This window comes from Lactobacillus corticis, from assembly GCF_018327645.1.
In the GTDB taxonomy this organism is placed as follows: domain Bacteria; phylum Bacillota; class Bacilli; order Lactobacillales; family Lactobacillaceae; genus Lactobacillus; species Lactobacillus corticis.
Genome location: NZ_BMAY01000005.1, coordinates 68,478 through 94,538, shown reverse-complemented (window position 1 = coordinate 94,538; position 26,061 = coordinate 68,478). Strand labels below are relative to the sequence as shown.

General features: G+C 40.8%; 21 protein-coding genes. 4 read left to right on the top strand and 17 right to left on the bottom strand.

Annotation, left to right across the window (positions count from 1 at the left end; translation table 11 throughout):
• Positions 1–19 precede the first annotated feature (19 nt).
• On the bottom strand, positions 20–1,795 hold the full coding sequence (locus tag KI210_RS04475; RefSeq protein ID WP_212780701.1) for a glycerophosphodiester phosphodiesterase: 1,776 nt from the start codon (positions 1,793–1,795) through the stop codon (positions 20–22).
• Positions 1,796–1,806: 11 nt separating this feature from the next.
• Positions 1,807–3,501 (bottom strand): Rqc2 family fibronectin-binding protein, encoded by a 1,695-nt coding sequence (locus tag KI210_RS04470; RefSeq protein ID WP_212780700.1) that lies wholly within the window; start codon positions 3,499–3,501, stop codon positions 1,807–1,809.
• A 230-nt stretch (positions 3,502–3,731) separates the two neighbouring features.
• Here KI210_RS04470 and KI210_RS04465 point away from each other — a divergent pair, with 230 nt between their 5' ends.
• Positions 3,732–4,613: a DegV family protein gene (locus KI210_RS04465; RefSeq protein ID WP_212780699.1), complete on the top strand. Its 882-nt coding sequence runs from the start codon at positions 3,732–3,734 to the stop codon at positions 4,611–4,613.
• A 60-nt stretch (positions 4,614–4,673) separates the two neighbouring features.
• Here the strand turns inward: KI210_RS04465 and add are convergent, their stop codons facing one another.
• Positions 4,674–5,717, bottom strand: coding sequence for an adenosine deaminase (gene add / locus KI210_RS04460; RefSeq protein ID WP_212780698.1), 1,044 nt, complete (start codon positions 5,715–5,717; stop codon positions 4,674–4,676).
• 1,093 nt (positions 5,718–6,810) lie between these two features.
• Here add and xerS point away from each other — a divergent pair.
• Both xerS and KI210_RS04450 read left to right on the top strand, forming a co-directional pair.
• Positions 6,811–7,902 carry a tyrosine recombinase XerS gene (gene xerS, locus KI210_RS04455; protein WP_212780697.1) on the top strand — a complete coding sequence of 364 codons (1,092 nt, stop codon included), beginning with the start codon at positions 6,811–6,813 and terminating at the stop codon, positions 7,900–7,902.
• A 23-nt stretch (positions 7,903–7,925) separates the two neighbouring features.
• A complete protein-coding gene (locus KI210_RS04450; RefSeq protein ID WP_212780696.1) occupies positions 7,926–8,807 on the top strand; it encodes a sulfite exporter TauE/SafE family protein in 882 nt (293 codons plus the stop codon).
• Between the two features lie 48 nt (positions 8,808–8,855).
• Here KI210_RS04450 and KI210_RS04445 read toward each other — a convergent pair whose 3' ends face one another.
• From KI210_RS04445 to parE, 5 genes are all read right to left on the bottom strand, one after another.
• A complete protein-coding gene (locus KI210_RS04445; RefSeq protein WP_212780695.1) occupies positions 8,856–9,437 on the bottom strand; it encodes a peptidylprolyl isomerase in 582 nt (193 codons plus the stop codon).
• A gap of 88 nt (positions 9,438–9,525) precedes the next feature.
• Positions 9,526–10,461, bottom strand: coding sequence for a manganese-dependent inorganic pyrophosphatase (locus KI210_RS04440; RefSeq protein WP_212780694.1), 936 nt, complete (start codon positions 10,459–10,461; stop codon positions 9,526–9,528).
• A gap of 11 nt (positions 10,462–10,472) precedes the next feature.
• Positions 10,473–11,450: a LysR family transcriptional regulator gene (locus KI210_RS04435; protein WP_212780693.1), complete on the bottom strand. Its 978-nt coding sequence runs from the start codon at positions 11,448–11,450 to the stop codon at positions 10,473–10,475.
• A 115-nt stretch (positions 11,451–11,565) separates the two neighbouring features.
• Positions 11,566–14,043, bottom strand: a complete 2,478-nt coding sequence (parC, locus tag KI210_RS04430) for a DNA topoisomerase IV subunit A (protein ID WP_212780692.1) — start codon at positions 14,041–14,043, stop codon at positions 11,566–11,568.
• A 14-nt stretch (positions 14,044–14,057) separates the two neighbouring features.
• Positions 14,058–16,001, bottom strand: coding sequence for a DNA topoisomerase IV subunit B (parE, locus tag KI210_RS04425; protein ID WP_371870182.1), 1,944 nt, complete (start codon positions 15,999–16,001; stop codon positions 14,058–14,060).
• A 105-nt stretch (positions 16,002–16,106) separates the two neighbouring features.
• On the opposite strand from parE, the gene plsY reads away from it, so the two are divergent.
• Positions 16,107–16,733, top strand: coding sequence for a glycerol-3-phosphate 1-O-acyltransferase PlsY (plsY, locus tag KI210_RS04420; RefSeq protein WP_212780691.1), 627 nt, complete (start codon positions 16,107–16,109; stop codon positions 16,731–16,733).
• Positions 16,734–16,794: 61 nt separating this feature from the next.
• Here the strand turns inward: plsY and KI210_RS04415 are convergent, their stop codons facing one another.
• From KI210_RS04415 to KI210_RS04375, 9 genes are all read right to left on the bottom strand, one after another.
• Positions 16,795–17,685: an aldose 1-epimerase family protein gene (locus KI210_RS04415; RefSeq protein ID WP_212780690.1), complete on the bottom strand. Its 891-nt coding sequence runs from the start codon at positions 17,683–17,685 to the stop codon at positions 16,795–16,797.
• A gap of 21 nt (positions 17,686–17,706) precedes the next feature.
• On the bottom strand, positions 17,707–19,101 hold the full coding sequence (hslU, locus tag KI210_RS04410; RefSeq protein ID WP_212780689.1) for an ATP-dependent protease ATPase subunit HslU: 1,395 nt from the start codon (positions 19,099–19,101) through the stop codon (positions 17,707–17,709).
• A gap of 11 nt (positions 19,102–19,112) precedes the next feature.
• Positions 19,113–19,637, bottom strand: a complete 525-nt coding sequence (hslV, locus tag KI210_RS04405; RefSeq protein WP_212780688.1) for an ATP-dependent protease subunit HslV — start codon at positions 19,635–19,637, stop codon at positions 19,113–19,115.
• A gap of 72 nt (positions 19,638–19,709) precedes the next feature.
• Entirely contained in the window at positions 19,710–21,044 is a 1,335-nt protein-coding gene (gene trmFO, locus KI210_RS04400; RefSeq protein WP_212780687.1) for a methylenetetrahydrofolate--tRNA-(uracil(54)-C(5))-methyltransferase (FADH(2)-oxidizing) TrmFO, read from the bottom strand.
• A 100-nt stretch (positions 21,045–21,144) separates the two neighbouring features.
• The gene (gene topA / locus KI210_RS04395; protein ID WP_212780686.1) at positions 21,145–23,256 is read right to left on the bottom strand and encodes a type I DNA topoisomerase; all 2,112 of its coding nucleotides are present in this window, start codon (positions 23,254–23,256) and stop codon (positions 21,145–21,147) included.
• Positions 23,257–23,325: 69 nt separating this feature from the next.
• Positions 23,326–24,174: a DNA-processing protein DprA gene (gene dprA / locus KI210_RS04390; protein WP_212780685.1), complete on the bottom strand. Its 849-nt coding sequence runs from the start codon at positions 24,172–24,174 to the stop codon at positions 23,326–23,328.
• A gap of 63 nt (positions 24,175–24,237) precedes the next feature.
• Positions 24,238–24,987: a ribonuclease HII gene (rnhB, locus tag KI210_RS04385; RefSeq protein WP_212780684.1), complete on the bottom strand. Its 750-nt coding sequence runs from the start codon at positions 24,985–24,987 to the stop codon at positions 24,238–24,240.
• Positions 24,984–25,820, bottom strand: a complete 837-nt coding sequence (ylqF, locus tag KI210_RS04380; RefSeq protein ID WP_212780683.1) for a ribosome biogenesis GTPase YlqF — start codon at positions 25,818–25,820, stop codon at positions 24,984–24,986. Before ylqF ends, rnhB begins: the two co-directional genes overlap by 4 nt.
• A gap of 10 nt (positions 25,821–25,830) precedes the next feature.
• Entirely contained in the window at positions 25,831–26,061 is a 231-nt protein-coding gene (locus tag KI210_RS04375) for a YozE family protein (RefSeq protein WP_212780682.1), read from the bottom strand.

The following is a 26,061-nucleotide window of genomic DNA, read 5'->3' as shown; positions in this document are numbered from 1 at the left end:
GCTAATCAGCTGGATCGTTTTATTCATTAAGGGGCAAAATAGAAGCATAATTTAATATTTTGTTGGCATAACTATTTGTACGTACAAAATCTTTAGCCGTCGATTGGGCCAATTTAACATTATCGGTTATTAAACCATCTACATCAAGATACAGCATCTGTCGAATGCTATCCTCATCATTCATATCCCAGGTAAATACCTTTTGACCTGCTTGGTGAGCAGATGCTACAAAGCTGTAGTCGTTAATCATCGTTGAATATTCCATTGAAAAGCCATTAGCCAGACTTTGAGGATAGGTGAAATTATAAGGTTGGATATAATAAACAGACAGCTTGGGATTTAGCATTTTTAGATCACTAACAACCCGGTAATTTAAGGATTGTACTAAATGATGATGCCGCAGTAAATTGGCGCCATATTTTTGCTCAAATACTTTGACCGCATCAGGCGAATCATAGCGGGTAGCCTTATATTCAACTAATAACTTCTGATGTAATTTGTTGGCAGTCTTTAAGTACTCGTCAAAACTAGGTATTTTTGCCCGGTGCCCATTTTCGCTGACCGTTAAACTGGTGAGCTGGCGCAGTGTCAAATCCCGCGGTCGTTTATTAACATTAGCCAGTTGCTTCAAATTTTCATCGTGCATAACCACGAATTTACCATCCTTGGTTTCGTGAATATCCATTTCAACATAGTCAGGATGCAACTTACAAGTTTTTATTAGTGCAGGAAGAGTATTTTGAACGCCATTCTGATCACTAACCCCGCGATGAGACACAATCAGCGGCATTTTTGTATCAAGCTGAGATAAATAAACGAGGTTGCCCGTGATGGTCGCTAGCAAAACCAAGGCGGCCATCACGCTGAAGACCATCCGTCCAAGAGGGGACAGGCTCTGTTTTTGCTTATTTAATGGTTGACTATCAACTAATTCCAGCAGGATTAATAAAGCAGCAATACTGGTAAATAGGGAAGCAATTAAACTGCATCCCTGTAAAAATAAGAGCAAACAATTTGCTGCAATAAACGGGAAGGGGGCTTGACCGCGATCAATAACTCCCTGCAAGATGACAACCGCGCAAATTGCTATTAGCAGTACCAAAGAGCTAATTAATAGAAGCAATAAAAGTTTTCCTAAGAGTTTTAACCAAGTCTTCCCACTGGTTTGCTGCCAGCTAGTTCTCATAGCTGCTTTGATCGTTTCGCCTTTGAGAATCGTTAATGGAAGCGTTAGCGCCAACCGATTGGCCAAATAGCTAATTGCTAAATAGCTGATAATCAGGATTGTGCAAAACAGTGGCTTTTTGACCATAAAATCAATCACAAATTGGGGGATACGAACTTTGGCTAATAGCGGTGTTTGGAAAAATGCGCTAGCAGCCGGAAAAATCGCAATGAAGTATAAAGCAAATAGCGGGATAGCAGACCAAGTCCAGGTCTGTAAACTACTAATGACTTGTCTTGGCAATTTTTTATAACTATGACCATTACGGAGATCGTCAATCAGCCATAAAAAAACTGCAAATTGCAAATAAACCAGCAGCAATATGCCAAGCAGCTCAAGAATTAAAGCACCAATAACCCATGGCTTGGTGACGATGATTGTTAGTAGGTTTTCATAGTTAACAAAGGGTATTTCGGCTTTTTGTAAAATAAAAGTAGTAAGGCCCTTTAAAATCGGAATAGCAATTAATTCGTTAAATAAGTCAATGCTGGCTGCATATAGCAGTAAAATAAAAAGCTGATGCCATAATAACTGGCAGCCAGCTTTTAGTTGTTTTCCATAAGTCTTCATAGTTCCTCCAACTATTTGTTTATTCTTTTACTTAAAACTCGATCCTCGTCTGGTGTAACTTCAAGCGAATTTTGTCCTGTATAAATTACAAATCCTGGTTTAGCCCCATTTGGTTTTTTAACTCGCTTGGCTTGCACATAATCCACCTGCACATGACTTGAAGCACGTCCCTTTGAAAAATAGGCGGCAATTTCTGCGGTTTCCCGAATATCCTCGTCACTTGGCTGATCCGTGCGCAGAATAACGTGGGAGCCAGGAATATTTTTAACATGGAACCAATAATCGTTTTTGTTGGCTTTACGGAAGGTTAACCAGTCATTTTGATAGTTGTTTTTACCAACCCAGACCTTGACCCCAGAACTTAATTCGAATTCATTCAAGTCATGTTCGTTCACCTTGCGCTTCCGGCGATTTTTGGTTTGTTGCCGAAGATATCCTTGATTGACTAACTCATCGTTAATTTGATCAATGTCTTCTGGATCAGCATTATCGATCGCTGTCTTGACTGAATCAAAATATGCCAAATTTTCTTGAGTTAATTTGATCTGCTCATTTACATGCTTGATTGAATCACGTAATTTTTTGTATTTGGTGAAATATTTTTGGGCATTCCGAGCAGGTGAGAGTGCTGCGTCAAGTTTAATTTTTAATAGTTTGTTGTTTTCATAGTAATTAGGTAATTCTACCTGCGTCATCCCCGGTTTTATTTGGCCTAAATTTACATTGAGCAGCTCTCCTTTAATGCGATACTCTTCTGAGTTTTCCGCCTGATCGAGCTGTTTTTGCAGTTTTAGCAACTTCTTTGATAACTTTTTCTGCTCATTCTTAACAACTCGCTCGACTTTAGCGGCTTTTTGTTTTACCCAATCGCGGGTTGCCCGATATTGGTAGAATTCATCTAGACCATGGCTCAGACTAGGGTCACTGCTTTCCCGCTGTAAATCCAAATGATAGGGCAGATAAGGAAAAATCTTGCGCTTATGGTCTTTGGTCAATAAGACAAAAGCACGTGGCTTATTAAACTGTTCAAAAAAGGTCGCAAAACTGTTATAAGAAAATTCGTCTTCCAAGTACCCTAAAAATTCCTGGCGGTCATCCCGATCAAGCCCCCCAAATTCTTTTACGAATGAAGCAGGGTCGGGAAATTGTTCAGCCAACTTGGTAAATTCTTCTTCGCTCACTTCCAAACCGTTAATTCCAGAAATCAATGGCGGCAATTCATATTTAGCCTTAGGCAATAATAAGCGAGCGCGGTTTTCATCTGGATTGATTCGTTTCAGAAGATCGATAATTTTGCCATCTTCCTGGTTATACAAAATCACATTGCTGTGACGTCCCATCAATTCAACCGATAAAACTAATTGAACCTGATCACCCAGTTCATTGCGATTGCTGAAATAGAAGTTGATGATCCGATCCACCCCAACTTGCTCAATTTTCTGCAAGATGGATCCTTCAAGATACTTACGTAAAACCATCACAAAAATTGGGGCTTTATCGGGGTTGCTAATTGATTGTTCACTTAAGTAAATTCTGGGATATTGGGAATTAGCTGAAATCAGCAGCTGGCGATTCTTGCGATTTTTTCTAAAAACCAAAACCAAATCTTGTTCAAAAGGTTGGTAGATCTTTGATAGTCTTCCCTCTAGCAGAGTAGGGGAGAGTTCTTGTAATAAGCTATGAATAAATAATCCATCAAATGCCATAAATTTCACCTCAATAAGTCATAAATACTATTTTAACAACTATTAGGCTGCAAGGCTAATTTATTACAATTTTCAATCTTAATAAAAAGGACCGGCGCAACTTTGTGAAATTTCACAAAGTTCCTTTTGAAAAATTGGTCAACTATTAATAATTTGGTAATATAGCTATTAACCAATATATAAATATGCTACAATTTATCCATATAGCCAAATACAGGAAGGATCAATCAATGAAAATCGCTTTAGTGACAGACAGTACCAGTGGGCTTACTGCTGCCGAAGTTAAAGAAAATGATATTCATGTCGTCCCAATTCCGATTATGATTGGGAATGATCAATATTTAGACGGAATCAATATTACCGCCAAAAAATTGTTCGAGTTAGAAGACGCAGGGGCCGATTTCCCGAAAACTTCTCAACCTAGCATTGGTGAATGCATGGAATTGTTCGCCCAGCTGCACGATGAAGGTTATGAAGGAATTATTGCAATTACGCTTTCAAGTGGTATTTCGGGCTTTTATCAGTCACTAATGACCATTGCTGCGGAACATCCTGAGTATAATTTGCATCCATATGATTCGGAAATAACTGTTAAATTACAAGGAAATCTTGTTTTGGCAGCTGCCGAAATGATTAGAAATGATCTCAGCCTAGAAGCCATTATCAAGCATCTTGATAGTATTCGCGATACCATCAAGGAACTTTTTGTCGTTGATGACTTAAACAATTTAAGTCGCGGGGGACGACTTAGCAATGCCGGAGCATTTATTGGAACGATGCTGCATATCAAGCCGTTGCTTAAATTCGATGAAAGCGGCAAAATCATTGCTTTTGAAAAAATTCGTTCAATGAAGCGAGCTGTTTTGCGAATTGAAAAACTAGCCCTGGAAGAAACGTCTTCACTAGTTTATAAAGATAAGCTGACTATTCTAGTGCTTCATTCCAACGATCCAAATCAAGCCGAGCAAATTAGAGCTTTTGCTCAAGAGAACTTCCCTGGTCTAGATGTACAAATTTCAGAATTTTCACCTGTAATTGCGACGCACTTAGGTAATAAGTCGTTAGCAATCGCTTGGATGGTCGATTATCGGAAATTAGACTTAAGCAAGTAAAAACCAGCCTTTTGACAGGCTGGTTTTTATATGGCTATTCTTTGTAAAGTTTTTAAATAGCTAATAAATCGCACGAGCATAGATTGGACTAGTTACCTCCATTGACATAACTAGATTCAGCAAACGCTGCTTTTCTGCAGGTTTAGCAAATGCGGCATTAATGGCGTTTAGTTTTAGTTGGATTTCTTCGCGGGCTGTTAAGCCAAGACGTTGCTCCAATTGGTGATATTCGTGGGGGAGATTGGTGTTTGAAACCGTCATATTATCGCTGTTCAGCGTTACTCGTACTTTTTCATCAAGCAAGGTGCGGATTGGATAATAATCCAAGGATCTAAAAATTTTAGTATTGATATTCGAGGTAGCACAGCATTCTAAGGTTATCCCGCGCAAAGCGAGTTCGTGGACAAATTCTGGATCTTCAACGCAGCGGATGCCATGACCGATGCGCTTAGCACCCATTGCCAAAGCTTGTTTAATCGATTCAATGCCAAAGCCCTCTCCTGCATGAATAGTGTAGGGGATACCATACTTTTTAGCTTTGTTAAAAACTGGAGCGTAATCGATATTCGGATGACCCAATTCTGGACCGGCCAAGTCAATTCCGGTTACGCCTTTTTGGTAAAATTCTTTTGCGACGTCAACAGTTTCTAAATTTTCCTGTTCATTATCAGCAAATCGCATTGCGCATAGAAGCAGATTTGCATGCAGGTCAGAGGCAGGAGTACCAAATTGGCTTTGCCAAACTTCAAAGTCATTTAATCCTGCAACCGCAGCTTGCACAGCATCTCGTTGGCTCATGCCTTTTTGGGTATGAAGCTGAGGCGCAAAACGTATTTCTGCATACACCAATCCTTGCTCACGCAGTTCCTGCAGCAAATCAAAAACGCAAGTATGAAGATCTGCCGGTGTCTGCATTAACTTTAATGGAAAGTCAAATTTTTCTAAATACTCGTCTAAATCTTGGCAGCTAGGGGAGACCGAAAGACGGTGGTGGAGTTCTCTATCTGAAATAATTGGCATTTCATGAACTTTCATCAGCTTTTTTACGGTTTTATATGGAAGTGAGCCATCTAAATGGAGGTGAATATCGATTAAGTTCCGCATTTTTTCTCTCTTTCCGTACAACTCAAACAAAATGATGTTAAATTGTTACTATTCTAACACGTTTTCAGCCAGAAGGAAGACTTTTTAGTCAAGTATTCGCTTTCACTTTTGATTCCTCTATCACTCCCTGTTTTGAAATTTAAAAGGGGACGCAAATTTTGGCCCATTCAGGAATGAAAGCTGGTAGCAGCAATAATAAGATCAGATAGCTTGGCTTTATAAAATAAGGCATACTTATTAATACTGGCTGTATTGAGTAGGTTTTGCGGGTATTTATTATTCATCTTTATTTTAGTTAGGTTATCAATACCTATTGCTTATGGATAATAATAAAGTATGTTTGTCAGTTTGAAGGTTCGGCAAAAACTATGTCAGTTTTCTGACTTAGCAGTTTTTGATTCATTCAAAATAATTCATTCAAAACTTTCAGTTGCAAAAACTTAAATAAACAAATCACAATAAATCGTGAAAAATTATTCAAACTGACAGCTAGAGGATAAGTTGGCTCGTTCGATCAACCTGTCATTAAAATTATAGTTTTAATGACACCAAATACTACAAAAGCTGGTATAATACCATTTGCAGTAAATCTTTTAAATTTTACATTCAGCATGTTTTTGCTGCTTATGAACTCTTTTTATTGTTTTTGATTTAAACATTTTGTTTCGAACTCATGGACTGTCTTTAACTTGCAGGATTTATCAGCTTTTATTTTTTCGTTTGACGACTATCAGTTTAAAAGCTTTTGTATCAAACATTTTTGTCAATTATGATGTTAATTCATCTGAACTGTTAAATATGCTGCCAAGTTGCTATTAGCTTCTAAGTTGTTGCTCAAGTGGCTTCATTAATCATCATTTTCTTCATGCTCTGATGATTACATGCCTGATAAATCTACTAGCTCTGCTGACACGCTTTCTTTGATTAATTATCAAGCTATTTTGCATTTAACGCGCTTAGAATTGCGTTCTCAGCATTTACCTTATCAATAATTATGTAAAGTTTATTAGTTATCTTGCTTTTTAAGCAATGCTGCCCACAAATCGCTTAAATAATGGTAAAATTACAAACACTACAGAAAGGACGAAATATTTTGGAATCAGATCGCTATCTTAAGTTAATTGAACAAGAACTAAAAAATCTGCCTGATTACGTTAATGAATACTATCTAGGAACCAATCATGCAGTAACGACTACTTACCAATATTTAACTGAAATTCGTCGTTTCTTTAGTTGGCTACGAAGCTCTGGAATCAGTTCCGCCAAAAACAACCAAGAAGTAACAACTTCTGAATTGGAACATTTAAGACGGGACGATATTATTCTTTATATTGATCATTTGCGTCATAGTACTAATGCTCAAGGTCGATTAAATTCTCCTACCTCAATCAATCGTTCCATTAACGCTTTACGGTCATTGTTTAAATTTTTAACCATTACAGCCGATAATAATGAAGGCGAACCTTATTTTGAGCGAAACGTTATGCTGAAGATTGATTCTTTAAACAATACGCAAACCTTAAATTATCGCGCACATGCAATGGCAAGCCACATGTACCGTGGCCAAATGAAATTTGATTTTTTAGATTTTATCGAAAATCGTTACGAGCAAGTATGCGATAAGCGTGCTTTGCCAGCGTTTAAATTAAATAAAGAACGGGATTTAGCCATTATTGCCTTAATTTTAGGTACGGGAGTCAGAGTTTCAGAAGCAGCCAATGTTAATTTGGCAGACATTAATTGGAAGCAAAATATGTTGGATGTCACCCGTAAAGGTGGTCAACGCGACAGCGTTCCAATTGCTCCGTGGACTTTGCCATACATCAAAAACTATGCAGATATTCGTGCTGAGCGCTACCATGCACTGAAAAAGGATACGGCATTTTTCTTGACGCTGTACCATAATCAGACCAGGAGAATTACCGCTAATTCAATTGAAAAGCTGGTAAAGAAATATTCAACGGCTTTTGGTCACCCGCTTACCCCACACAAATTGCGGCATACCTTGGCCAGTGAGCTTTACAACATTACCAAAGATCAGGTATTGGTTTCGCAGCAATTGGGACAAAAAGGGACCAGTGCCACAGATCTATATACTCACGTGGATCAAACCGTTCAAAAAGAAGCTCTGCATAAAATTAGTGATGAAGACCCCAATACCGATCAAGCAGATCAACTAAAATAAAACATACCTGAAAGGATTTTTTTATGCTGCTAGCCCTCTTCTCTGTACTTGGCATTGTCAATTTAATTTATTTGGTTATCTTTATCAAAGATCTCATTGCTCATAAAGATGAAATTTTGCAAGAACCTGCCAGTACTATTTGGACCCCAGTAGTCCAAGTGTTCATTTACTTTCTTTCCACTTTTGGAATAAGCGATTTTGCCGTATCAACTGCGATCTATACCCGAGCTAAATGGGTTTCAATAAAAAAATTGCCTGGTACTTTAAACGCCCAAGATGTCATTCCCATTTTTGCGATGGCTGTAACCTACATTACCAGCGTTAAAATCGATTTTCTGACCTTGGCTGTCTGTATGATCGGTCAAGCTTTAGGAGCCGTTATTGGGCCTCATATCGTAATTAGAATGAAAGAAGCCGTAATTCGTCGCTTCGTAGAAGCAGGCTTGCTTGTGGCTACAATAATGATAGTTTTGTCTAAATTCAATGTTATTCAAGCAAATGGGACAGCTATGGGACTTCATGGCTGGAAATTAATTTTTGCTGGCTTTGCGTTATTTGTTTTCGGTGCCTTAAATAATATTGGAATTGGCTGTTTTTCATTAACGATGGCAACTGTCTATTTGCTTGGACTAAATCCGATTGCTGCCTTTCCTATTATGATGGGAGGCTGTGCCCTCGCCTTGCCACTTGGTGCCATGCAGTTCATCCGAGCTGGTAGATATTCGCGCAAAATTGCTTTATCATCAGTTTTTGGAATTATCGGAGTGCTGATTGCCGTATTCGTGGTTAAAAGTATGAATATGGGCACCATTCAATGGATTGTCATCGGGGTCCTAATTTATACTTGCTACACCTTAATTACCAGCGAACGTAAGATCGAAAAACTCGAAAAAGCTAACAATTAAAGCATAAAAAGAGCTTCAGCATAACTAGCTGAAGCTCTTTTATTGCGTTTAATCAGAAATTTCAATAGTCGAAATTACTACATCTTCAAGAGGCTTGTCCATCGCATCTTTCTTCACTTTAGCAATTTCATCAACAACATCCATTCCTTGGGTAACCTGTCCAAAAACAGTGTGGTGACCGTCAAGCCAAGGCGTGCCTCCCTGCTTGTAAGCCTCTAAAATTTCTTTAGGATAGATAGCTTCCATTTGCTTTCTAATCCGCTTAGGCATGTTCTTATTCTGAACAATAAAGAACTGGCTGCCATTTGTGTTAGGGCCGGCGTTGGCCATTGACAAAGCACCACGAATATTAAAAAGCTGGCCACTAAATTCGTCTTCAAATGGTTTGCCCCAAATACTGGTCCCGCCAGTCCCGTTACCGTCAGGGTCGCCACCTTGAATCATAAAGTCGCTAATTACTCGGTGAAAAATAACTCCGTCGTAGTAACCTTTTTTGGCTAAACCGACAAAATTTTCAACTGTTTTTGGCGCATATTCTGGAAACAGTTGAATTGTGATATCACCATGGTTGGTTTTGATAACTGCAACTGGTCCACTAACATTTTCTAAAGCTAATTGCGGATAAGTCATCATATTCCTCGTATCTTTAAAATCAATCCGGTAAAAAAAGTCAGATCTTTAGATCTGACTTTTTAAAACCTACAACGTTTAACTTGACTTAAGCATTGAATGCTTCTGTCAATGGTGGGACTACTTGCTTCTTACGTGAAACCACACCAGGCAGCTTAACAGATGAATCAGTCAGCTTAGCATCAAAAGCTTTTTCAAACAAGGCCTTATCTGCATCACTGCCGACAACCAAAGCTTCTGAGTCAGAATCTAAAATATTAGTAATTAACAACATGAACATGTCGTAATTGTTTTCTTTAGATGAAGCTTCCATTGCCTTAAGGAAGGCTTCCTTCCGTTCCATGGCTTCAGGAAGGTCAACCACGTTGATTTGGGCTACGCGGACTTGTTGACCATTTAATTCAAAGCTCTTAGCATCTACATCAATTAATTCTTCTTCCGACTTAGAGGCAATATTGGTGCCTGCTTTAAGCATTGCTAAGCCGTATTCTTGATAATCAATACCAGCAATCTTAGCTAAAGCTTCCAGAGCCGTCTTATCTTCTGGAGTAGTGGTTGGTGACTTTAACAGCAAGGTGTCAGAAATAATTGCTGAAGCCATGATACCCGCAATGTTAGCTGGAATTTCAACGTGGTTTTCGTTAAACATCTTCCAAACAATAGTTGAGGTACAGCCTTTTGGTTCTGCCCGGTAGTACAAAGGATCAGCCGTATTAAAATTCATAATCCGGTGGTGATCAACTACGTGAGTAACTTTAACCTGGTCAATATCAGCCGAACTTTGTTGTGGTTCGTTGTGGTCAACAAGCATTACTGCTTTAACTTTGTCAGCAACAGTTGAAACAACTTGTGGTGCATCAAAGCCAAATTTCTTTAATGCATAAGCAGTTTCATCATTTGGTTCGCCTAAAGCAACAGCTTCCGTGTTGTAGCCTAATTTATTTTGCAGATATGAATATGCAATAGCCGTACCAATTGCATCTGTATCTGGGTTTTGGTGACCAAAAACGAATTCTTTTTCCATTAATCTACCTCTTATTCTGTATTTGAAATTGATTCTGTCTCCTCTAGTCTACTAGAAAGAGCCTGGTTATCCAAGAAAATCTGCCATTCTTTTAGTAGATTTCCGATCCGTGGAATTTCTGCTTTACCTTTGCGATAAACGCATGCCATTTCTAATGGCCGACTTCTTTTAATATAGACGGGAACCATTCCCTTGATTTCATCCCGGTGAAGCAAATAAGATGACTCGCTAATAAAAGTATCGCTCTTATCCTTCATTGCTGCAGCTAGAAGCTGGCTGACAGCAGGCCATTGCACCTTTGTAGTTAACTGATGTTTGCGCCCTAATAAATGGTCCATCACACCACTAAGATAATAGTGATCTGGAAATGTTACCCAACGTTGGTTAAGAAATTGGGAGATTGGGTAAGTTTCTAGTGGCTTAACATCCGGCATATGGGTTAGAACCATCAGCTGATCGGTATAGATCGGCTCATACTTGTATTGATGTGGCAGCAAAGGTAAATGATGCTTTTTATCTTCAGGCAAGTACATGATTGCCAGATCAATTGAGTTTTGATCCACTGCCTGCAAAATAGTGTTGCGATCAACGTAAGTAATTTTGATGGTAATATTAGGATACTTTTCTGAGAATTGTTCCATAAAGTCATACAACATAAATGGCTCAATTCCGTCCATCACTCCAATATTTACAGCACCATTATCAGGCTGGGTAAACTCTTGAACGTTATTAACGACTGCGGTAATCGTGTCCAGTAACTTTACGGCCGCAATCTGCATCGCCTTGCCAGCTTCTGTCAAATACAATTTTTTGCCGACTTGGCCAAATAAAGGAGCTCCGATTGCCTTCTCAAGTTTTTTTATTTGTTGCGTCAGAGCAGGCTGGGTTATTCCTAGGATTTGGGCAGCTTGCGTGTAATTCATCGTATCAGTCAATTGCAGAAAATACCGCAATGCCTTGGCTGACATGAGTGCATCTGTCTTAGGCATGATAAACGCCTCTTTCTCCAAATACATATAACCCTTTCTAAGGCTATTATCTATTCATAAGAAAGAGGTGTCAAAGATAATGCTCAAAAACTTATGCTACAATCACCCATTAATTTTAAAACAGGCTGGATGTATCTACTGTGCCATCACTCAATGGTTTGCCCAATTCGATGATTTTTGGTATGCCATCAAGTTCTGGTTCCATAATAAACGATCCGTTAGAATAACGATCACCTAATGGATGTTCATTAGTATTAATTTCTAGGTGCCGGTCGCTGCTGGTTGTAACTAGCAAGACATGGTTTTGACCATAACCGGCCAGAACGGCAATCCGATGAGGCTTAGTCTTAAGCTCACGCAAAACCAATACCCCACGCTTAGCCCGAGAAACTTTATTAACCAAGCTGAGTTTAAACTGTTTAAAGGCTCCGCGTTGGGTTAATAAACCTACCCGATAACCATCAAGATATTTTGGATCCAATAATACATAGCTCACCACAAAGTCATCCGGCTTTAAGTTTACCGATTTTACTCCGGCAGCCTTTGCTCCTGCCTCTGGAATTTCACTAATGTCATACCGCACAGCATACGCCATATTAGTAAATAAGGTAATTTCCAACTTATTGTCTGCAGGCACCATATCGACCCTTACCACACGGGATTCTGGGGTCTTTAATTTAATTGCCGTCATCGCCCGTGAACGGTAGGTTCTAGTAGGCTGCAGGTTAGCTAATTTAACTTGTTTAATATAACCGTCATTGGTTGCCAGTAAAAAGTTCTGCTGCAAGTTTAAATCAGGCAGATCAAACACGCGGATAATCTCTTCATCGCTGTCTAAACCTAATTCTTGTGACAGGTGTTGGCCGGTTTCTTTCCATTTGGTGTCAACCAATTCATTAACTGGACGGTAAATTACATTCCCTTTGCTGGTAAACAGGTAGAGGTTGGCTAGAGTCGACATTGTTTTTTCAAAAACGACTTTGTCTCCTGTTGGCAAACCATTTTCACTATCATCGGTCGATTGGAATGACCGCAATGATGACCGTTTTAAATAACCGTCTCGTGAAATAAGCACTCTTACTTGTTCATCTACTACTAGTGCCTTTTCATTAATTTCAATTTTGGCAGATTCATCAGAAATTTCCGTTCGGCGAGGAGTTCCAAATTCCTTCTTCACTGCGGTCAATTCTTTGATGATTACCTTTTGCAAGACTTTTTCATCACCAAGCAATTCTCGGTAGCTGGCAATCTTCTTATTCAAATCTGCTTCTTCAGCAATCAGTTGGTTAACATCAGTATTAGTTAAACGATAAAGTTGTAATGAAACGATCGCTTCAGCTTGACGCTTAGTAAAATCAAATTCCTTAACCAAATTGCTTTGAGCATCGGCTTTATTCTTAGAAGCACGGATGGTTTTAATAACTTCATCCAGGATATCCATGACACGGATCAATCCTTGGACTATTTCTAAGCGGGCCTCAGCCTTGTGCAAGTTGTATTTGGTTCGATTTATGACTACTTCTTTTTCGTGTTCTAAGTAGGCTGCTAAAATCCGTTTTAAGCCAACCTGAACTGGAGTCATATGGTCAATCGCAACCATGTTGAAGTTATACGATACCTGCAAGTCAGTATTCTTTAACAGATAATTGAGAATGTTTTCCGCATCAGCATCTTTTTTCAGTTCAATCACTACTGATAAACCATGCCGATCAGTTTCATCCCTAACCTCAGCAATTCCATCGATTTCCCGATTGACACGAATTTCATCAATTTTCTTGACTAGCATCGCCTTGTTGACATCAAATGGGATCTCCGTCACCACGATTTCCTGGCGATGACCGCGAATTTCTTCAATACTGGTTTTAGCTCTGACTTGAATACGTCCACGACCAGTTTGATAAGCTTCTTTTAAGCCCTTTTGGCCTAACACAATTCCGCCCGTTGGAAAATCAGGGCCCTTGATAAATTGCATTAAATCTGCCAATTCAGCATCGGGATGTTTAAGCAGATAAGTCGTGGCATCAATCACTTCAGCTAAATTATGGGCGGGAATTTCCGTTGCATAACCAGCTGAGATCCCAGTTGAACCATTTACCAGCAAATTAGGAAATCTCGCTGGTAAAACAGTCGGTTCGTACTCGGTATCGTCAAAGTTCAAGACCATTTTAACCGTATCTTTATCGATATCAGCCAAAAGCATATTGGAAATTTTACTTAAGCGCGACTCAGTATAACGCATTGCCGCAGGGCCATCACCATCCATCGACCCATTATTGCCGTGCATTTCAATCAGCGGTTCGCGCATATGCCAATCTTGGGAAAGGCGCACTAAGGCCCCGTAGATTGAACTATCACCATGAGGGTGGAAGTTACCCATAATGTTACCAACTGCCTTAGCAGCCTTTTTAAATGGCTTATCGTAGGTATTTCCATCCTGATACATTGCATACAGAATTCTTCTTTGAACTGGCTTTAACCCATCTCGAATATCAGGCAAAGCACGTTCTTGAATAATGTATTTCGAATAGCGGCCAAACCGTTCGCCCATTACTTGTTCGAGCGGCATTTCCCGAATTCGTTCATCAATCGCCATATTTACCTACCTTACTAATTTTCGTCACTTTCCAAGATGGAGCCTTCTTCGCCCATTCGGAATTTTACATTTTCTTCAATCCATTTGCGTCGTGCAGCAACTTTATCACCCATTAGAGTGGTTACTCGGCGATCAGCAACCGCGGCATCATCGATTCTAACCCGGATCAACATGCGACTTTCAGGATTCATGGTAGTTTGCCATAATTGATCGGCATTCATTTCTCCCAAACCTTTAAAGCGCTGCAAGGAGTAGCGTTTACCCATTTGCTTTTCGTCCTCAGCCAGCTCTTCATCGGTCCAGGCATACTTAATTTCAGCTTTTTTGCCGCTGCCTTTTTGCAAGCGATACAAAGGCGGCAAGGCAATATAAACTTTGCCTGCCTCAATCATCGGTCGCATATACCGATAAAAGAAAGTCAAGAGCAAAATTTGAATGTGGGCACCGTCATCATCGGCGTCAGTCATAATAATTACTTTGTCGTAATTGGATTCCTCAATTTGAAATTCGGTCCCCACCCCGGCACCAATGGTGTGAATCATCGTGTTGATTTCTTCATTTTTAAAAATATCTGCCAGTTTAGCTTTTTCCGTATTTAAGACTTTACCTCTTAAAGGCAGAATCGCTTGGAAACGGCGATCCCGTCCCTGCTTGGCGCTGCCTCCGGCTGAATCACCTTCGACTAAGAAAAGTTCATTTTTTTGCGGATTGCGAGATTGGGCAGGTGTAAGCTTGCCAGAAAGAATTTCTTTCTTTCGGCGTTTCTTGCCATTGCGACTCTCATCTCTAGCCTTTCTGGCTGCTTCACGCGCATCCCGTGCCCGTTGAGCCTTCTTAACTAAGTTTTGTGCTAATTCCCCATTTTCCATGAGATAGTAGCTCATTTTTTCGTAAACCAAAGCCTCAACGGCAGAGCGAGCTTGCGGCGTTCCCAGCTTGCCCTTAGTCTGGCCTTCAAACTCAAGCAGCTCTTCAGGAATTTTAACCGAAAGAACCGCACTCAAACCTTCACGGTAGTCAGACCCATCAATATTTTTATCCTTTTTGGTTAACAGGCCTTGTTTTTTAGCGTAATCGTTAAAGGCCTTGGTAAAACCGCTCCGGGCACCGATTTCGTGCGTACCGCCACCAGGGGTACGAACATTGTTGACAAAGGATACTAAATTTTCAGCATAGCCGCCATTATACTGACCCGAGAACTCTATTTCCATGCCATCTTGCTGGCCTTCGAAATAAAAAACATCGCTTAAGGTGTCTTTGCCTTCGTTTAAATACGACACAAAGGATTTAATACCATCATCGTATTTAAAGGTTTCGTGTCGTTGCGGTTCGCGTTCATCGGTTAAATTGAAAGTAACCCCTTTAAGCAAGAAGGCAGATTCTAAGATTCTTTCTCTAATCGTGTCATATTTATACTTAATCGTCGAAAAGACGGTTGCGTCAGGCTTAAAAGTAATGGTAGTCCCAGTTTTTTCGTTGGTAACTCCTAAGCTCTTTAAAGTTCCCACCGGGTGACCGCCATTTTCAAATACTTCTTCATATGCATGCCCATCGCGAACAACATGCACCTTCATGTAACTTGATAAGGCATTAACTACCGAAGAGCCAACGCCGTGCAGCCCACCAGAAGTCTTATAGTTTTGCTCGGTAAATTTGCCTCCCGCATGCAAGACGGTCAAAATGACTTCAATCGTCGACTTGCCCGATGCATGCATCCCAGTCGGCATTCCGCGACCAAAGTCTTGCACCGTCACGCTATTATCAGGGTGGATGGTAACGTTAATTTCCTTACCATAACCAGCCATTGCTTCATCGACCGAATTATCTACGATTTCATAAACCAATTGATTTAGTCCATGAATATCTGTCGATCCAATGTACATCCCTGGCCGTTTGCGAACTGCTTCCAGTCCGTGCAGGATTTGAATTGAAGAATCATCGTAAGTATTTTTTGCCACTAAAATTCCCCCAACTTGTTCAATCAATTAACCAAATATATATGCTTAAAAGCTGTTTTTTGCTAAAATTGAAATAGCTTTTTAGCTTTTAAGGGAGAGGTTAATATGTTTGCAGTTAAATTTGCGCTGTCACTTATTCTAGCATATTTGATCGGATCTTTTCCGACCGGTGTCGTAATTGGCGAAGCATTTTTCCATAAAGACATTAGACAATACGGTTCAGGCAACATTGGTACGACCAACACCTTTCGGGTTTTGGGTCCTAAAGCCGGTACTGTTGTTTTCTTGATTGACTTTTTTAAAGGGACCCTTGCCACTGTTTTACCTAGTTGGTTAGGTGGGATGCCTCACTACGTTAATTTGCTTTGCGGTTTAGCAGCGATCCTCGGTCACTCTTTCTCGCTCTTCTTACGCTTCAAGGGTGGAAAAGCAGTTGCAACAACCGCAGGATTTATTCTTGGCTATAATTTGTCATTCTTTATCGTTTGCTTCTGCATTTTTGTACCAACGCTTTTTATCACCAGTATGGTTTCCATGACTAGTCTGATCTCCGTGGTACTAATTTTTATCGCATCTTTGTTTTTCCACGATATTTATCTCAGTCTGATGTTTGCAGTCTTGGTAATCTTGATTTATTGGGCTCACCGCTCAAATATCAAGCGAATTATGGAGCACCGAGAAAACATGGTACCCTTTGGAATCGTTTATTGGCTGAGTAAAAAGAAACACTAGAATAAATTAGCTTTATAATCGACAAAAAAAGATCTGCTTACCAGCAGGTCTTTTATTTTGCTTAAATTTCCTTTGCGTGGAAGGCCATGCTGAAGCCAGCATTGAAACTGTCGCCTACCGGCAAATGATTCATGCCATATTTTTCTTCCAACTTGCCACTTGCATCATTCCGGTCAGCAATCCCCCACCATGGTTCAATGCAGACATAATCTGCGGTTTTAGGATACTGTGACCAAACTCCCACAAATGGAGCGTTTCTAGTCCAAACATTGATGTGGAAATGGCTATCGTCGGTCCTTAAGGAAATCTTGTTGTCATGACCCTTTAACTGAAAGATTAAGGCATCATTTTGGAAGAGATTATCGCTTAAAGCAATCAAACTATCTGTTGAAGCTAAAGAGCGATTATTCCAATCAAGATATGATCCTCGCAGCGGAATTTGAATTCGAGCTACTGAAGGTTGGCAGCTAAAGTAAAAGTCTTCTTTCTTGCTTTTTTCATCTGTCGGAATGTTGAAGCCAGGGTGACCACCAATGCCAAAGATCAATTCCTTAGTATCAGTGTTGGTAACCGTAAAGTTTTCTTCCAGCAGGTTATTGAGCAAATTATAGTTCACTCTAAGTTCAAATTTAAACGGATACATGGCCAGCGTTTCTGCGGTTTCTTTCAGCAAAAACGTGATACTCTCATCGCTTACATGTTCGACTTCAAATTCTTGATTTCTAGCAAAACCGTGTTGGCCCAGGTGATAAGTTTTACCACCATAGGTATATTCATCGTTTTTCAAGCGACCAACGATAGGAAAGAGCACTGGTGCATGGCGTCCCCAAATTTCAGGGTCAGCCTGCCACATAAATTCTTCTCCGCTATGCATGTCTTTTACGCTTTGAATTTCTGCTCCATGGCTAGAAATTACCACCTGCAACATGTTGTTTGAAATCGTATAATCCATAAAACACCATACCTTACTCTATTAAAGAATAAACTTAGTTAAGTCCTTATTGGTAATTATATCACTAAGTTTTTCTTCCACATATGCCTGGGTAATGGTGATCTCGCCGATATTCATATCAGGTCCTTCGTAGAGGACGTCTTCTAGCAGTTTTTCAAGGATTGTCGCCAATCTACGAGCACCAATATTATCAGTCCCTTGGTTAACATCAAAAGCAATCTGTGCAATTTTATCAATTGCCTCTTGTGTAAAGATTAACTTTACGCCGTCGGCTTTTAGCAAGGCAATATATTGCTTAAGCAGCGAGTTGGTAGGGTCTTTCAAAATCCGCACAAAGTCTTCTTTAGTTAAGGCATTCAATTCAACTCTAATTGGGAAACGACCCTGTAATTCAGGAATCAAGTCGCTTGGCTTGCTTTCAGCAAAAGCCCCAGCCGCAATAAATAGTATATGATCAGTAGAAACAGGACCATACTTGGTCTGAACCGTCGAACCTTCTACAATTGGCAAGATATCGCGCTGAACGCCTTCGCGTGAAACTTCACCACTGGTCTTTTTATTCCCTGCCGTAATCTTATCGATCTCATCAATGAAAATAATGCCGTTATTTTCGGTCCGTTCGATAGCTCGTTGATTAATCTGATCATTGTCAACCAACTTGCTAGCTGCTTGTTGGATCAGAACCTCACGCGCATCCCGAACTTTCATCGTTCTCTTTACTTTCCGCTTAGGCAGCATGTCACTCAGCATCGAAGACATATCGATTCCCATCTGGCCCATCATGTCACCCATCGGGTTGCTTCTGCCGCTGTCTTCAACTTCAATAGTCACTTCTCGGTCTTCCAGCAAGCCTTTATCAAGCTGTTCAGCAACAGTTAAGCGTTGGTTGCGAATTTCATCTGTCACTTCTTCATCATCGGCTTGATTTTGATCTTGGTTAAACTGACCTGATAATAGCTGCATCATTTCTTGCATCTGGTTTTCACGGCGATCACGCTTAATTCCAGGCACTAAAAGCTTAACAAGTTGTTTATTAGCAGTTTTCTCAGCTTGCGGACGAACGCGTTCATGTTGATCTTTTTCTTCCATTTGAACGGCTACTCTAACCAAATCGCGAATCATCGATTCAACATCCCGACCAACATAACCAACTTCAGTAAACTTAGTTGCTTCAACTTTGACAAAAGGTGCCGATACAATGTCAGCTAAGCGCCGAGCAATTTCAGTTTTTCCGACCCCAGTTGGTCCAGCCATCAGTAAATTTTTAGGAGTAACATCGCGTTGCATCGCTTTAGGCATTTGCATCCGCCGATAGCGATTATAGAGGGCAATTGCGACTGCTTTTTTCGCTTCATCTTGTCCGATGATATACTCATTTAATTCTTGTACTATCTGTTTTGGCGTCTTTGTTGCCATTTTACGACCTCCTATATTTCGTCTGTGGTAATTACGTCATCCGTAAAGACATCAATTCCTGAGGCGATTTTTACGCTTTCCTTGGCGATTTCAGCCGCTGACATGCTATCTGCATGACGTACCATTGCAATTGCTGCTGCTTGGGCATAGTTGCCGCCAGACCCGATTGCTACAACATCTTCGTCTGGTTCAAGCACCTCGCCGTTTCCGGAAATCAGCAACAGATCTTGATCATTAAAGGCAATTACCATTGCATTAAGTTTTTGCAAGGTCGGATCTTTGCGCCAAGCTTGTGCCATCTCGACGGCAGCGCGGCGAAGATCACCGCTATAAGCTTCCAATTTGCCTTCCAGCATTTCTTGTAAGCTTACGGCATCGGCTACTCCACCGGCAAAACCGATGACTACGCGGTCATGATAGATTCGACGAATTTTTTTAGTAGTTGCTTTGGCAATTACTTTTTCTCCCAAAGTCACTTGACCGTCACCAGCAATGGCAATATGACCTTTCGCTCTAACTGAACAAATTGTTGTCATCTTGTTCCTCCTTATAACACTATCTTATGAACTTAAATTAAAATATTTATTTGCGTCATTGTCTGTATTTTACTACTTGTCGAGGGCAGTTTTGGCTAAAACTTCGTTCTTAAAGTTTTCTAAACTTTCTAGCCCTCGTTCACTAATCTTTTCATGCCGCTCGCGCTTATTGCGAATTTTTTTACCTGATAGAGGCGGAATTAGCAAAAAGCTGGCATTCATTGGTTGAAAGTTTTTGGCATCGGTAGTGGTTACATAGTTAGCCATTGAGCCCAAAGCAGTTTCTACTGGGAAGGCTACCGGCTCTAACCCACTTGCACATCTTGCAGCATTAATTCCGGCTACTAGACCTGAACCAGCTGACTCAACATAGCCTTCAACGCCAGTCATTTGGCCAGCGAAAAATAATCCTGGCTGTTTTTTGGTTTCGTAAGTTGCCTGCAATACTTCAGGCGAAGCAATATAGGTATTGCGATGCATTTTGCCATAACGAGCAAATTTAGCATTTTCTAAACCAGGAATCATTGAAAAGACCCGCTTTTGTTCACCATACTTTAAGTGCGTTTGGAAACCTACGATATTGTACATGCTGGCAGCTGCATTATCTTGACGCAACTGGACGACGGCATATGGGGTCTCACCAGTATGAGGATCCTCCAATCCCACCGGTTTAAGCGGACCAAAGAGCATTGTTTTAGGGCCACGCTGAGCCATTACTTCTATCGGCATGCATCCCTCAAACACGTCACTATTTTCAAAGCCATGAGCTTCAGCCGTTTCTGCCTCTGTCAAAGCCTGTAAAAAGGCAAAATATTGCTCTTTATTCATTGGGCAGTTCAGATAAGCTGCTTCGCCGCGATCATAACGTGATTTCTTATAAACGATCTCCATATTGATCGAATCAGCTACCACGATAGGCGCTGCCGCATCATAAAAATGCAAATTATCAGTACCTGAAAATTCACTAATGGTCGTTGCCAGACTATCTGAAGTTAGGGGACCGGTTGCTACCACGGTAATTCCCTCCGTTGGCAGCGCTTGGATTTCTTCACCGTGAACGGTCACGTTGGGAAGGGCTTTGATTTTAGCAGACACAAAATAAGAAAAAGATTCACGGTCAACTGCCAATGCTCCACCTGCTGGTACTCTTGTTGCATCAGCGGCAGCTAGGATTAAAGAATCAAGGCGTCGCATTTCTTCTTTCAAAAGACCAACGGCGTTCGACAATTGATCGCTTCGCATTGAATTTGTACAAACTAATTCGGCCAAATTGCCCGTTTCATGGGCAGGGGTCATTTTTTGTGGTCGCATTTCATACAGATCCACGGCAATTCCCCGCTTGGCTATTTGCCACGCTGCTTCACTTCCTGCGAGCCCGCCTCCAATTACTGTTACCTTCTGTGCCATAATATCAGTCCTTTATTTGTTTGATAGCAATAAAATTGAATATATAAAATAATATCATCAAATCATACGCGATTTGATGATATTATGCAAAATTTTAGGATTAATTTGTAGCGCTTTCTTCCTGAGGCTCTTCCTTGTAGTCACCTTCTGGACACAGAACTACTAATCCCTTTTTGGTCTTCTTTTGAATTAAGAAGTGACCATCGTTAGGACAATTTCGGCTGATTGGCTGATCCCAAGAAACGAAGTCACATTCTGGATAGCGTGAACAGCCATAAAACTTGCGATTCTTTCGTGACTTCTTTTCAATAATTTCGCCTTTGCCGCACTTAGGACAAGTTACCCCGATCTTCTTGACAATTGGTTTGGTATTTCGACAATCTGGGAATCTCGAACAAGCATAAAACTTGCCATATCGACCCATTTTAATCACCATTGGTGCGCCACAAATGTCGCAATTGAAACCAGCCGGTTCATCCTTGATCTGAACCTTCTCAATTTGCTCATCTGCTTTATCCAATTCGGCCTTAAATGGCTTGTAGTAGTCATCAACAACCTTAACCCAATCTTTTTTACCGGCTTCAACTTGATCCAGATCACTTTCTAATTGAGCGGTAAAGTCAACATTAACAATATCAGGGAAGAACTTCTCGATTAATTCATCAACTATTTCACCCAACTCGGTCGGCATGATTGCTCGACCCTCTAGTTTTACGTAATAGCGTCTTTGAATGGTATCAATCGTAGGTGCATAGGTTGACGGCCGACCAACGCCATTTTCTTCCAAGGCTCTAACCAAGCTTGCTTCAGTATAACGAGCTGGTGGCAAGGTAAAGTGCTGCTTGTTGTCAGACTTGGCCAGTTTAACCAGATCGCCTTCAGTAATTTGCGGCAGTTCGCTATTCTTTTCTTGCACATTATCATAAACCTTGGTAAAACCAGGGAATTTCATCTTGGAACCGGAGGCTCTAAAAATAACCCCGTTTTGCGTCACGTCAAAGCGCAAGGTATCGTAAACGGCAGCTGTCATTTCATTGGCTAAGAAGCGGGACCAAATTAATTTATAAAGACGATATTGCTCCGTGGTCAAGGCGCTCTTAAGCGATTCTGGAGTACGATAAACGCTAGTCGGACGAATCGCTTCGTGGGCATCTTGAGCATCTTCTTGGTTTTTAAAATGACGTTGACTCTTGGCTGCATACTCAGCACCATATTTTTCATGAAGGAACTTCGAAGCTTCAGCCTGTGCTACTGGTGAAACTCGCTTAGAGTCAGTTCTCATATAAGTAATTAAACCGACAGTTCCCGATTTTCCTAAACTGATGCCTTCATATAACTGTTGAGCAATACTCATCGTACGCCGAGTCCGGTAGCCCAAACGTTTGTTCGCCTCTTGCTGCAAGGTTGAGGTGGTAAACGGAGCAGGTGGCTGACGCCGACGTTCTTTGGTAACGACGTTTTCAACCGTAAAATTGCCTTTTTTATCAATCCGTTTTAAAACAGCTTGAACGGCGTCGTTATTCGGAAGCGCCTGCTTCTTGCCATCATAACCGTAAAAACTGGCAGCAAACCGTTCTTTGTCTTTTTTAAATTCAGCATCGATCGTCCAGTACTCTTCAGGCTTAAATTCTTTGATTTCGCGTTCACGGTCAATTACTAATTTCAGAGCAACCGACTGAACCCGTCCAGCCGACAAGCCTTTTTTGACCTTGGCCCATAAAATTGGCGAAAGGGAATACCCTACTAAACGGTCCAAAATCCGCCGAGCTTGCTGGGCATTTACCGTATCCATGTCAATAGTACGGGGATGCTTAAAGGCTTCCTTTACTGCATCTTTAGTGACTTCGTTAAAGGTTACGCGGTTTTTCTCAGTGTTGTCCATCTTGAGCACATGGGCAACATGCCAAGCAATTGCTTCCCCCTCACGGTCGGGGTCGGATGCCAAATAAACTTTATTCGCTTTATTTGCTTCTGCCTTTAATTCTTTAATCGTATCGCCCTTGCCGCGAATAGAAATGTATTTTGGTTGGTAATTATTTTCAAAATCAACCCCCATTTGGGATTTGGGCAAATCGCGGATATGGCCTTTTGAAGCAATTACATGATAGTTACGACCTAAATATTTTTCAATCGTCTTAGCTTTTGCCGGCGATTCCACGATCACCAAATTCTTCTTTTTTCTGGTTGATCCTTTTCGTTTACTAGTAGGCACAGACTGCCTCCTTTAAATTCTTATTTTTTTGTTAGCTAAAACGAGAATAGAATATTTAGTTGATACTTGTCAAATGTTTCTTAATGGCATCTCCAGGTCGACGATCGGAGTTGCACCGGCAGCAATTAATTCATTTGGTCCTACTGATAAAGGACTTGAAATAGGACCTGGAACCGCATAAATATTGCGATTATCATCTAAGGCCAAATTGGCAGTGATTAATGAACCGGAATGTTTTTTAGCCTCAGTTACAATAAGATTCTGACTGAGACCAGCGATAATGCGATTGCGTTCGGGAAAACGGAAAGGCCGAGGTGGCGTATCCGGCAAATACTCGCTTAACAGCAAACCCTTTTTTATGATTTTTTCTTGGAGATTGCGATTTTGAATCGGGTAGTAATAATTTAAGCCATTTCCAACGACTGCTATTGTTCCTGCCCCCGCTTCCAGTGCTGCTTGGTGTGCTAAACCATCCACTCCTTTAGCCAGCCCGCTGGCAATTACCCAATTGTCTTTTGTTAATTTGGGGGCTATTTTTTGAATAACCTCGCGACTATATTCGGTTGGAGTTCGAGAACCAACAATTGCTACTATTTCTTTTTGCAATAATTGCAAATTTCCTTGCGCAAACAAGACTAAAGGCGGTCGATAAATTTCGCGCAATTGTGGCGGATAAATGTCATCGAAATAACTAATTACTTGGCACTGACAGAGAATGCGCGCAACGGTTCGATCAAAGCGATTAGAAAAAGCCGCACGCACCGCTTTTTCAGCACCGGGTGGTAAATCTAGCTCTAAAATTTGGCGCAGCGTTAAGTCATTTAATTTGCCTGGCAAGCATCCCGCCAGCTGCAATAATTTTTGATAGCCAAACCCTTTAAGTAACTTGCACCTTAGTAAAAGTTCTGTTTGTTGCATAAAAAATCCCTCCTCTTACATATACGCAAAAAGGAGAGATTTTTCACATTGAATTAGTGCTGTTTAATAAAAATCGGAAACCGGGGCAAAAGTTTTGCGATGAATTGGCGTGGGACCAAATTCTTTCAAGGCTGCAAGATGATCTGCTGTCCCATAACCGGCATTTTTATTAAAGTTGTAGGCTGGATAAAGCTTAGCATAGTCATCCATCAGATTATCCCGAAAAACTTTGGCAACAATTGAAGCCGCCGCAATTGAATTTGACTTGCTGTCGCCCTTGATTAGCTTTGTTTGAGGAATAGCAATTGGAATTTTCATTGCATCAACCAGTAGTTCATCTGGCATGTTTTTTAACCCTTCAACCGCTTGTTTCATTGCTAAGAGGTCAGCTTGTCCAACATTGATTCGATCAATTAAGGCGGGACTGCCGACGCCAATGCTGACATCCACGGCCTTGGCTAAAATTTGCGGGTACAATTCCCGACGTCGTTTGGGCGTTAGCTTTTTAGAATCGTTAACATCTAATAAATCAAAATTTTCATCTAAGATTACCGCGCAGGTAACAATCGGTCCGGCCAATGGTCCACGGCCTACCTCATCTATCCCAGCAACTACTTTTCCGTCTGCCCAGAAACGTTTTTCATACTCAAACCGCGCAGCAAAATCCTGCTGCTTCTTCTTTAATTTAAGCATTCGGCGCTGATAAGCGAGCAATAATTTTTGGACGCCAGTACGTGGATCACTTGCTAAAGCTGCAAGTTGGTCTGGGGTGGGATTTCCCGCTAGTAACTCTTTTACTTCCTTAATAGTCATGGGCGATCAAGCGTAATCCTTCCAATTTTTCCTTTCCGCAATCGCTGGAGCATATATAAGCTAAAACGATCATAGTCATCTTTCATGCCATAAGCATCAGTCATTCGCAAAAGCAAATCAGGATCCGCTAGCTGCTCAAGGTCCGCCTCACTGACTCTGGCAAACTTAAAGAAGTCTTTGGCATAGTATTGTTTTAATTGCTTAATCAGGAATAAGGCAACATCATCTGGATGAAAAATGCTGTCCTTAATTGCACCAAAAGCCGCCAATTTGTATCCAACTTCTTCATCGTCAAATTTTGGCCATAAAATCCCCGGCGTATCAAGAATTTGAATGTTGGTTTGCGTTTTTAACCATTTTTGTCCCCTAGTCACCCCAGGGCGATTGCCAACCTCCGCTACGTTTCGCCCGACTAGTCGATTAATTATGGTCGACTTGCCACAATTAGGTACGCCAACAATGGCAGTTCTAATAATTGGATTGGACGCCCCTTTTGCCTCTAAAGCTTTAGTCTTTTTAATCGCTGCCCGCTTGATTAGCCCTAATAAAGCCTGCATGTTGGTATTATGCAGGGAATCTAAAGCCATCACGAACTTATTAGGAGTAGTAAGTTCCTTTTGCCACCGTTTGGTTAAAACGGGATCAGCCAAATCGGCTTTATTTAAAATGATAATATGTGGTTTATTGCCTACCAAGTCTTGAATCATCGGGTTCCGTGAAGCAAGCGGAATCCGCGCATCAAGCACCTCGATAATCACATCAATCAAACTCAAGTTATCCTCGATTTGATTGCGGGCCTTATTCATATGCCCAGGGTACCACTGAATAGCCATTCTCGTCTCCTTAATAATTCATTTTATCTAGATACAGCTGATAGGCATGATCAAAAATCGACATGCTTGGCAGATAGCCAGCATTTAATTCCAGATAATCGGAAATTTCTTCATAATCTTGCGCTTGTTTAGGAAAAGTTTGATCATGTTGCGCATTATTGGCAAATTGGGCCACTTCATCGGTTGAATCTGGATCCCTTTGCGTCATTAAAAAGCGGTAAAAACTTTCTCGATAAGCCAT

Bases quoted from the DNA above. Each gene is read 5' to 3' on its own strand.
- KI210_RS04475 (WP_212780701.1), bottom strand. From the start codon at position 1,795: ATGAAGACTTATGGAAAACAACTAAAAGCTGGCTGCCAGTTATTATGG.
- KI210_RS04470 (WP_212780700.1), bottom strand. From the start codon at position 3,501: ATGGCATTTGATGGATTATTTATTCATAGCTTATTACAAGAACTCTCC.
- KI210_RS04465 (WP_212780699.1), top strand. From the start codon at position 3,732: ATGAAAATCGCTTTAGTGACAGACAGTACCAGTGGGCTTACTGCTGCC.
- add (WP_212780698.1), bottom strand. From the start codon at position 5,717: ATGCGGAACTTAATCGATATTCACCTCCATTTAGATGGCTCACTTCCA.
- KI210_RS04450 (WP_212780696.1), top strand. From the start codon at position 7,926: ATGCTGCTAGCCCTCTTCTCTGTACTTGGCATTGTCAATTTAATTTAT.
- KI210_RS04445 (WP_212780695.1), bottom strand. From the start codon at position 9,437: ATGACTTATCCGCAATTAGCTTTAGAAAATGTTAGTGGACCAGTTGCA.
- KI210_RS04440 (WP_212780694.1), bottom strand. From the start codon at position 10,461: ATGGAAAAAGAATTCGTTTTTGGTCACCAAAACCCAGATACAGATGCA.
- KI210_RS04435 (WP_212780693.1), bottom strand. From the start codon at position 11,450: ATGCCTAAGACAGATGCACTCATGTCAGCCAAGGCATTGCGGTATTTT.
- parC (WP_212780692.1), bottom strand. From the start codon at position 14,043: ATGGCGATTGATGAACGAATTCGGGAAATGCCGCTCGAACAAGTAATG.
- plsY (WP_212780691.1), top strand. From the start codon at position 16,107: ATGTTTGCAGTTAAATTTGCGCTGTCACTTATTCTAGCATATTTGATC.
- KI210_RS04415 (WP_212780690.1), bottom strand. From the start codon at position 17,685: ATGGATTATACGATTTCAAACAACATGTTGCAGGTGGTAATTTCTAGC.
- hslU (WP_212780689.1), bottom strand. From the start codon at position 19,101: ATGGCAACAAAGACGCCAAAACAGATAGTACAAGAATTAAATGAGTAT.
- hslV (WP_212780688.1), bottom strand. From the start codon at position 19,637: ATGACAACAATTTGTTCAGTTAGAGCGAAAGGTCATATTGCCATTGCT.
- trmFO (WP_212780687.1), bottom strand. From the start codon at position 21,044: ATGGCACAGAAGGTAACAGTAATTGGAGGCGGGCTCGCAGGAAGTGAA.
- dprA (WP_212780685.1), bottom strand. From the start codon at position 24,174: ATGCAACAAACAGAACTTTTACTAAGGTGCAAGTTACTTAAAGGGTTT.
- rnhB (WP_212780684.1), bottom strand. From the start codon at position 24,987: ATGACTATTAAGGAAGTAAAAGAGTTACTAGCGGGAAATCCCACCCCA.
- ylqF (WP_212780683.1), bottom strand. From the start codon at position 25,820: ATGGCTATTCAGTGGTACCCTGGGCATATGAATAAGGCCCGCAATCAA.
- KI210_RS04375 (WP_212780682.1), bottom strand. From the start codon at position 26,061: ATGGCTTATCGAGAAAGTTTTTACCGCTTTTTAATGACGCAAAGGGAT.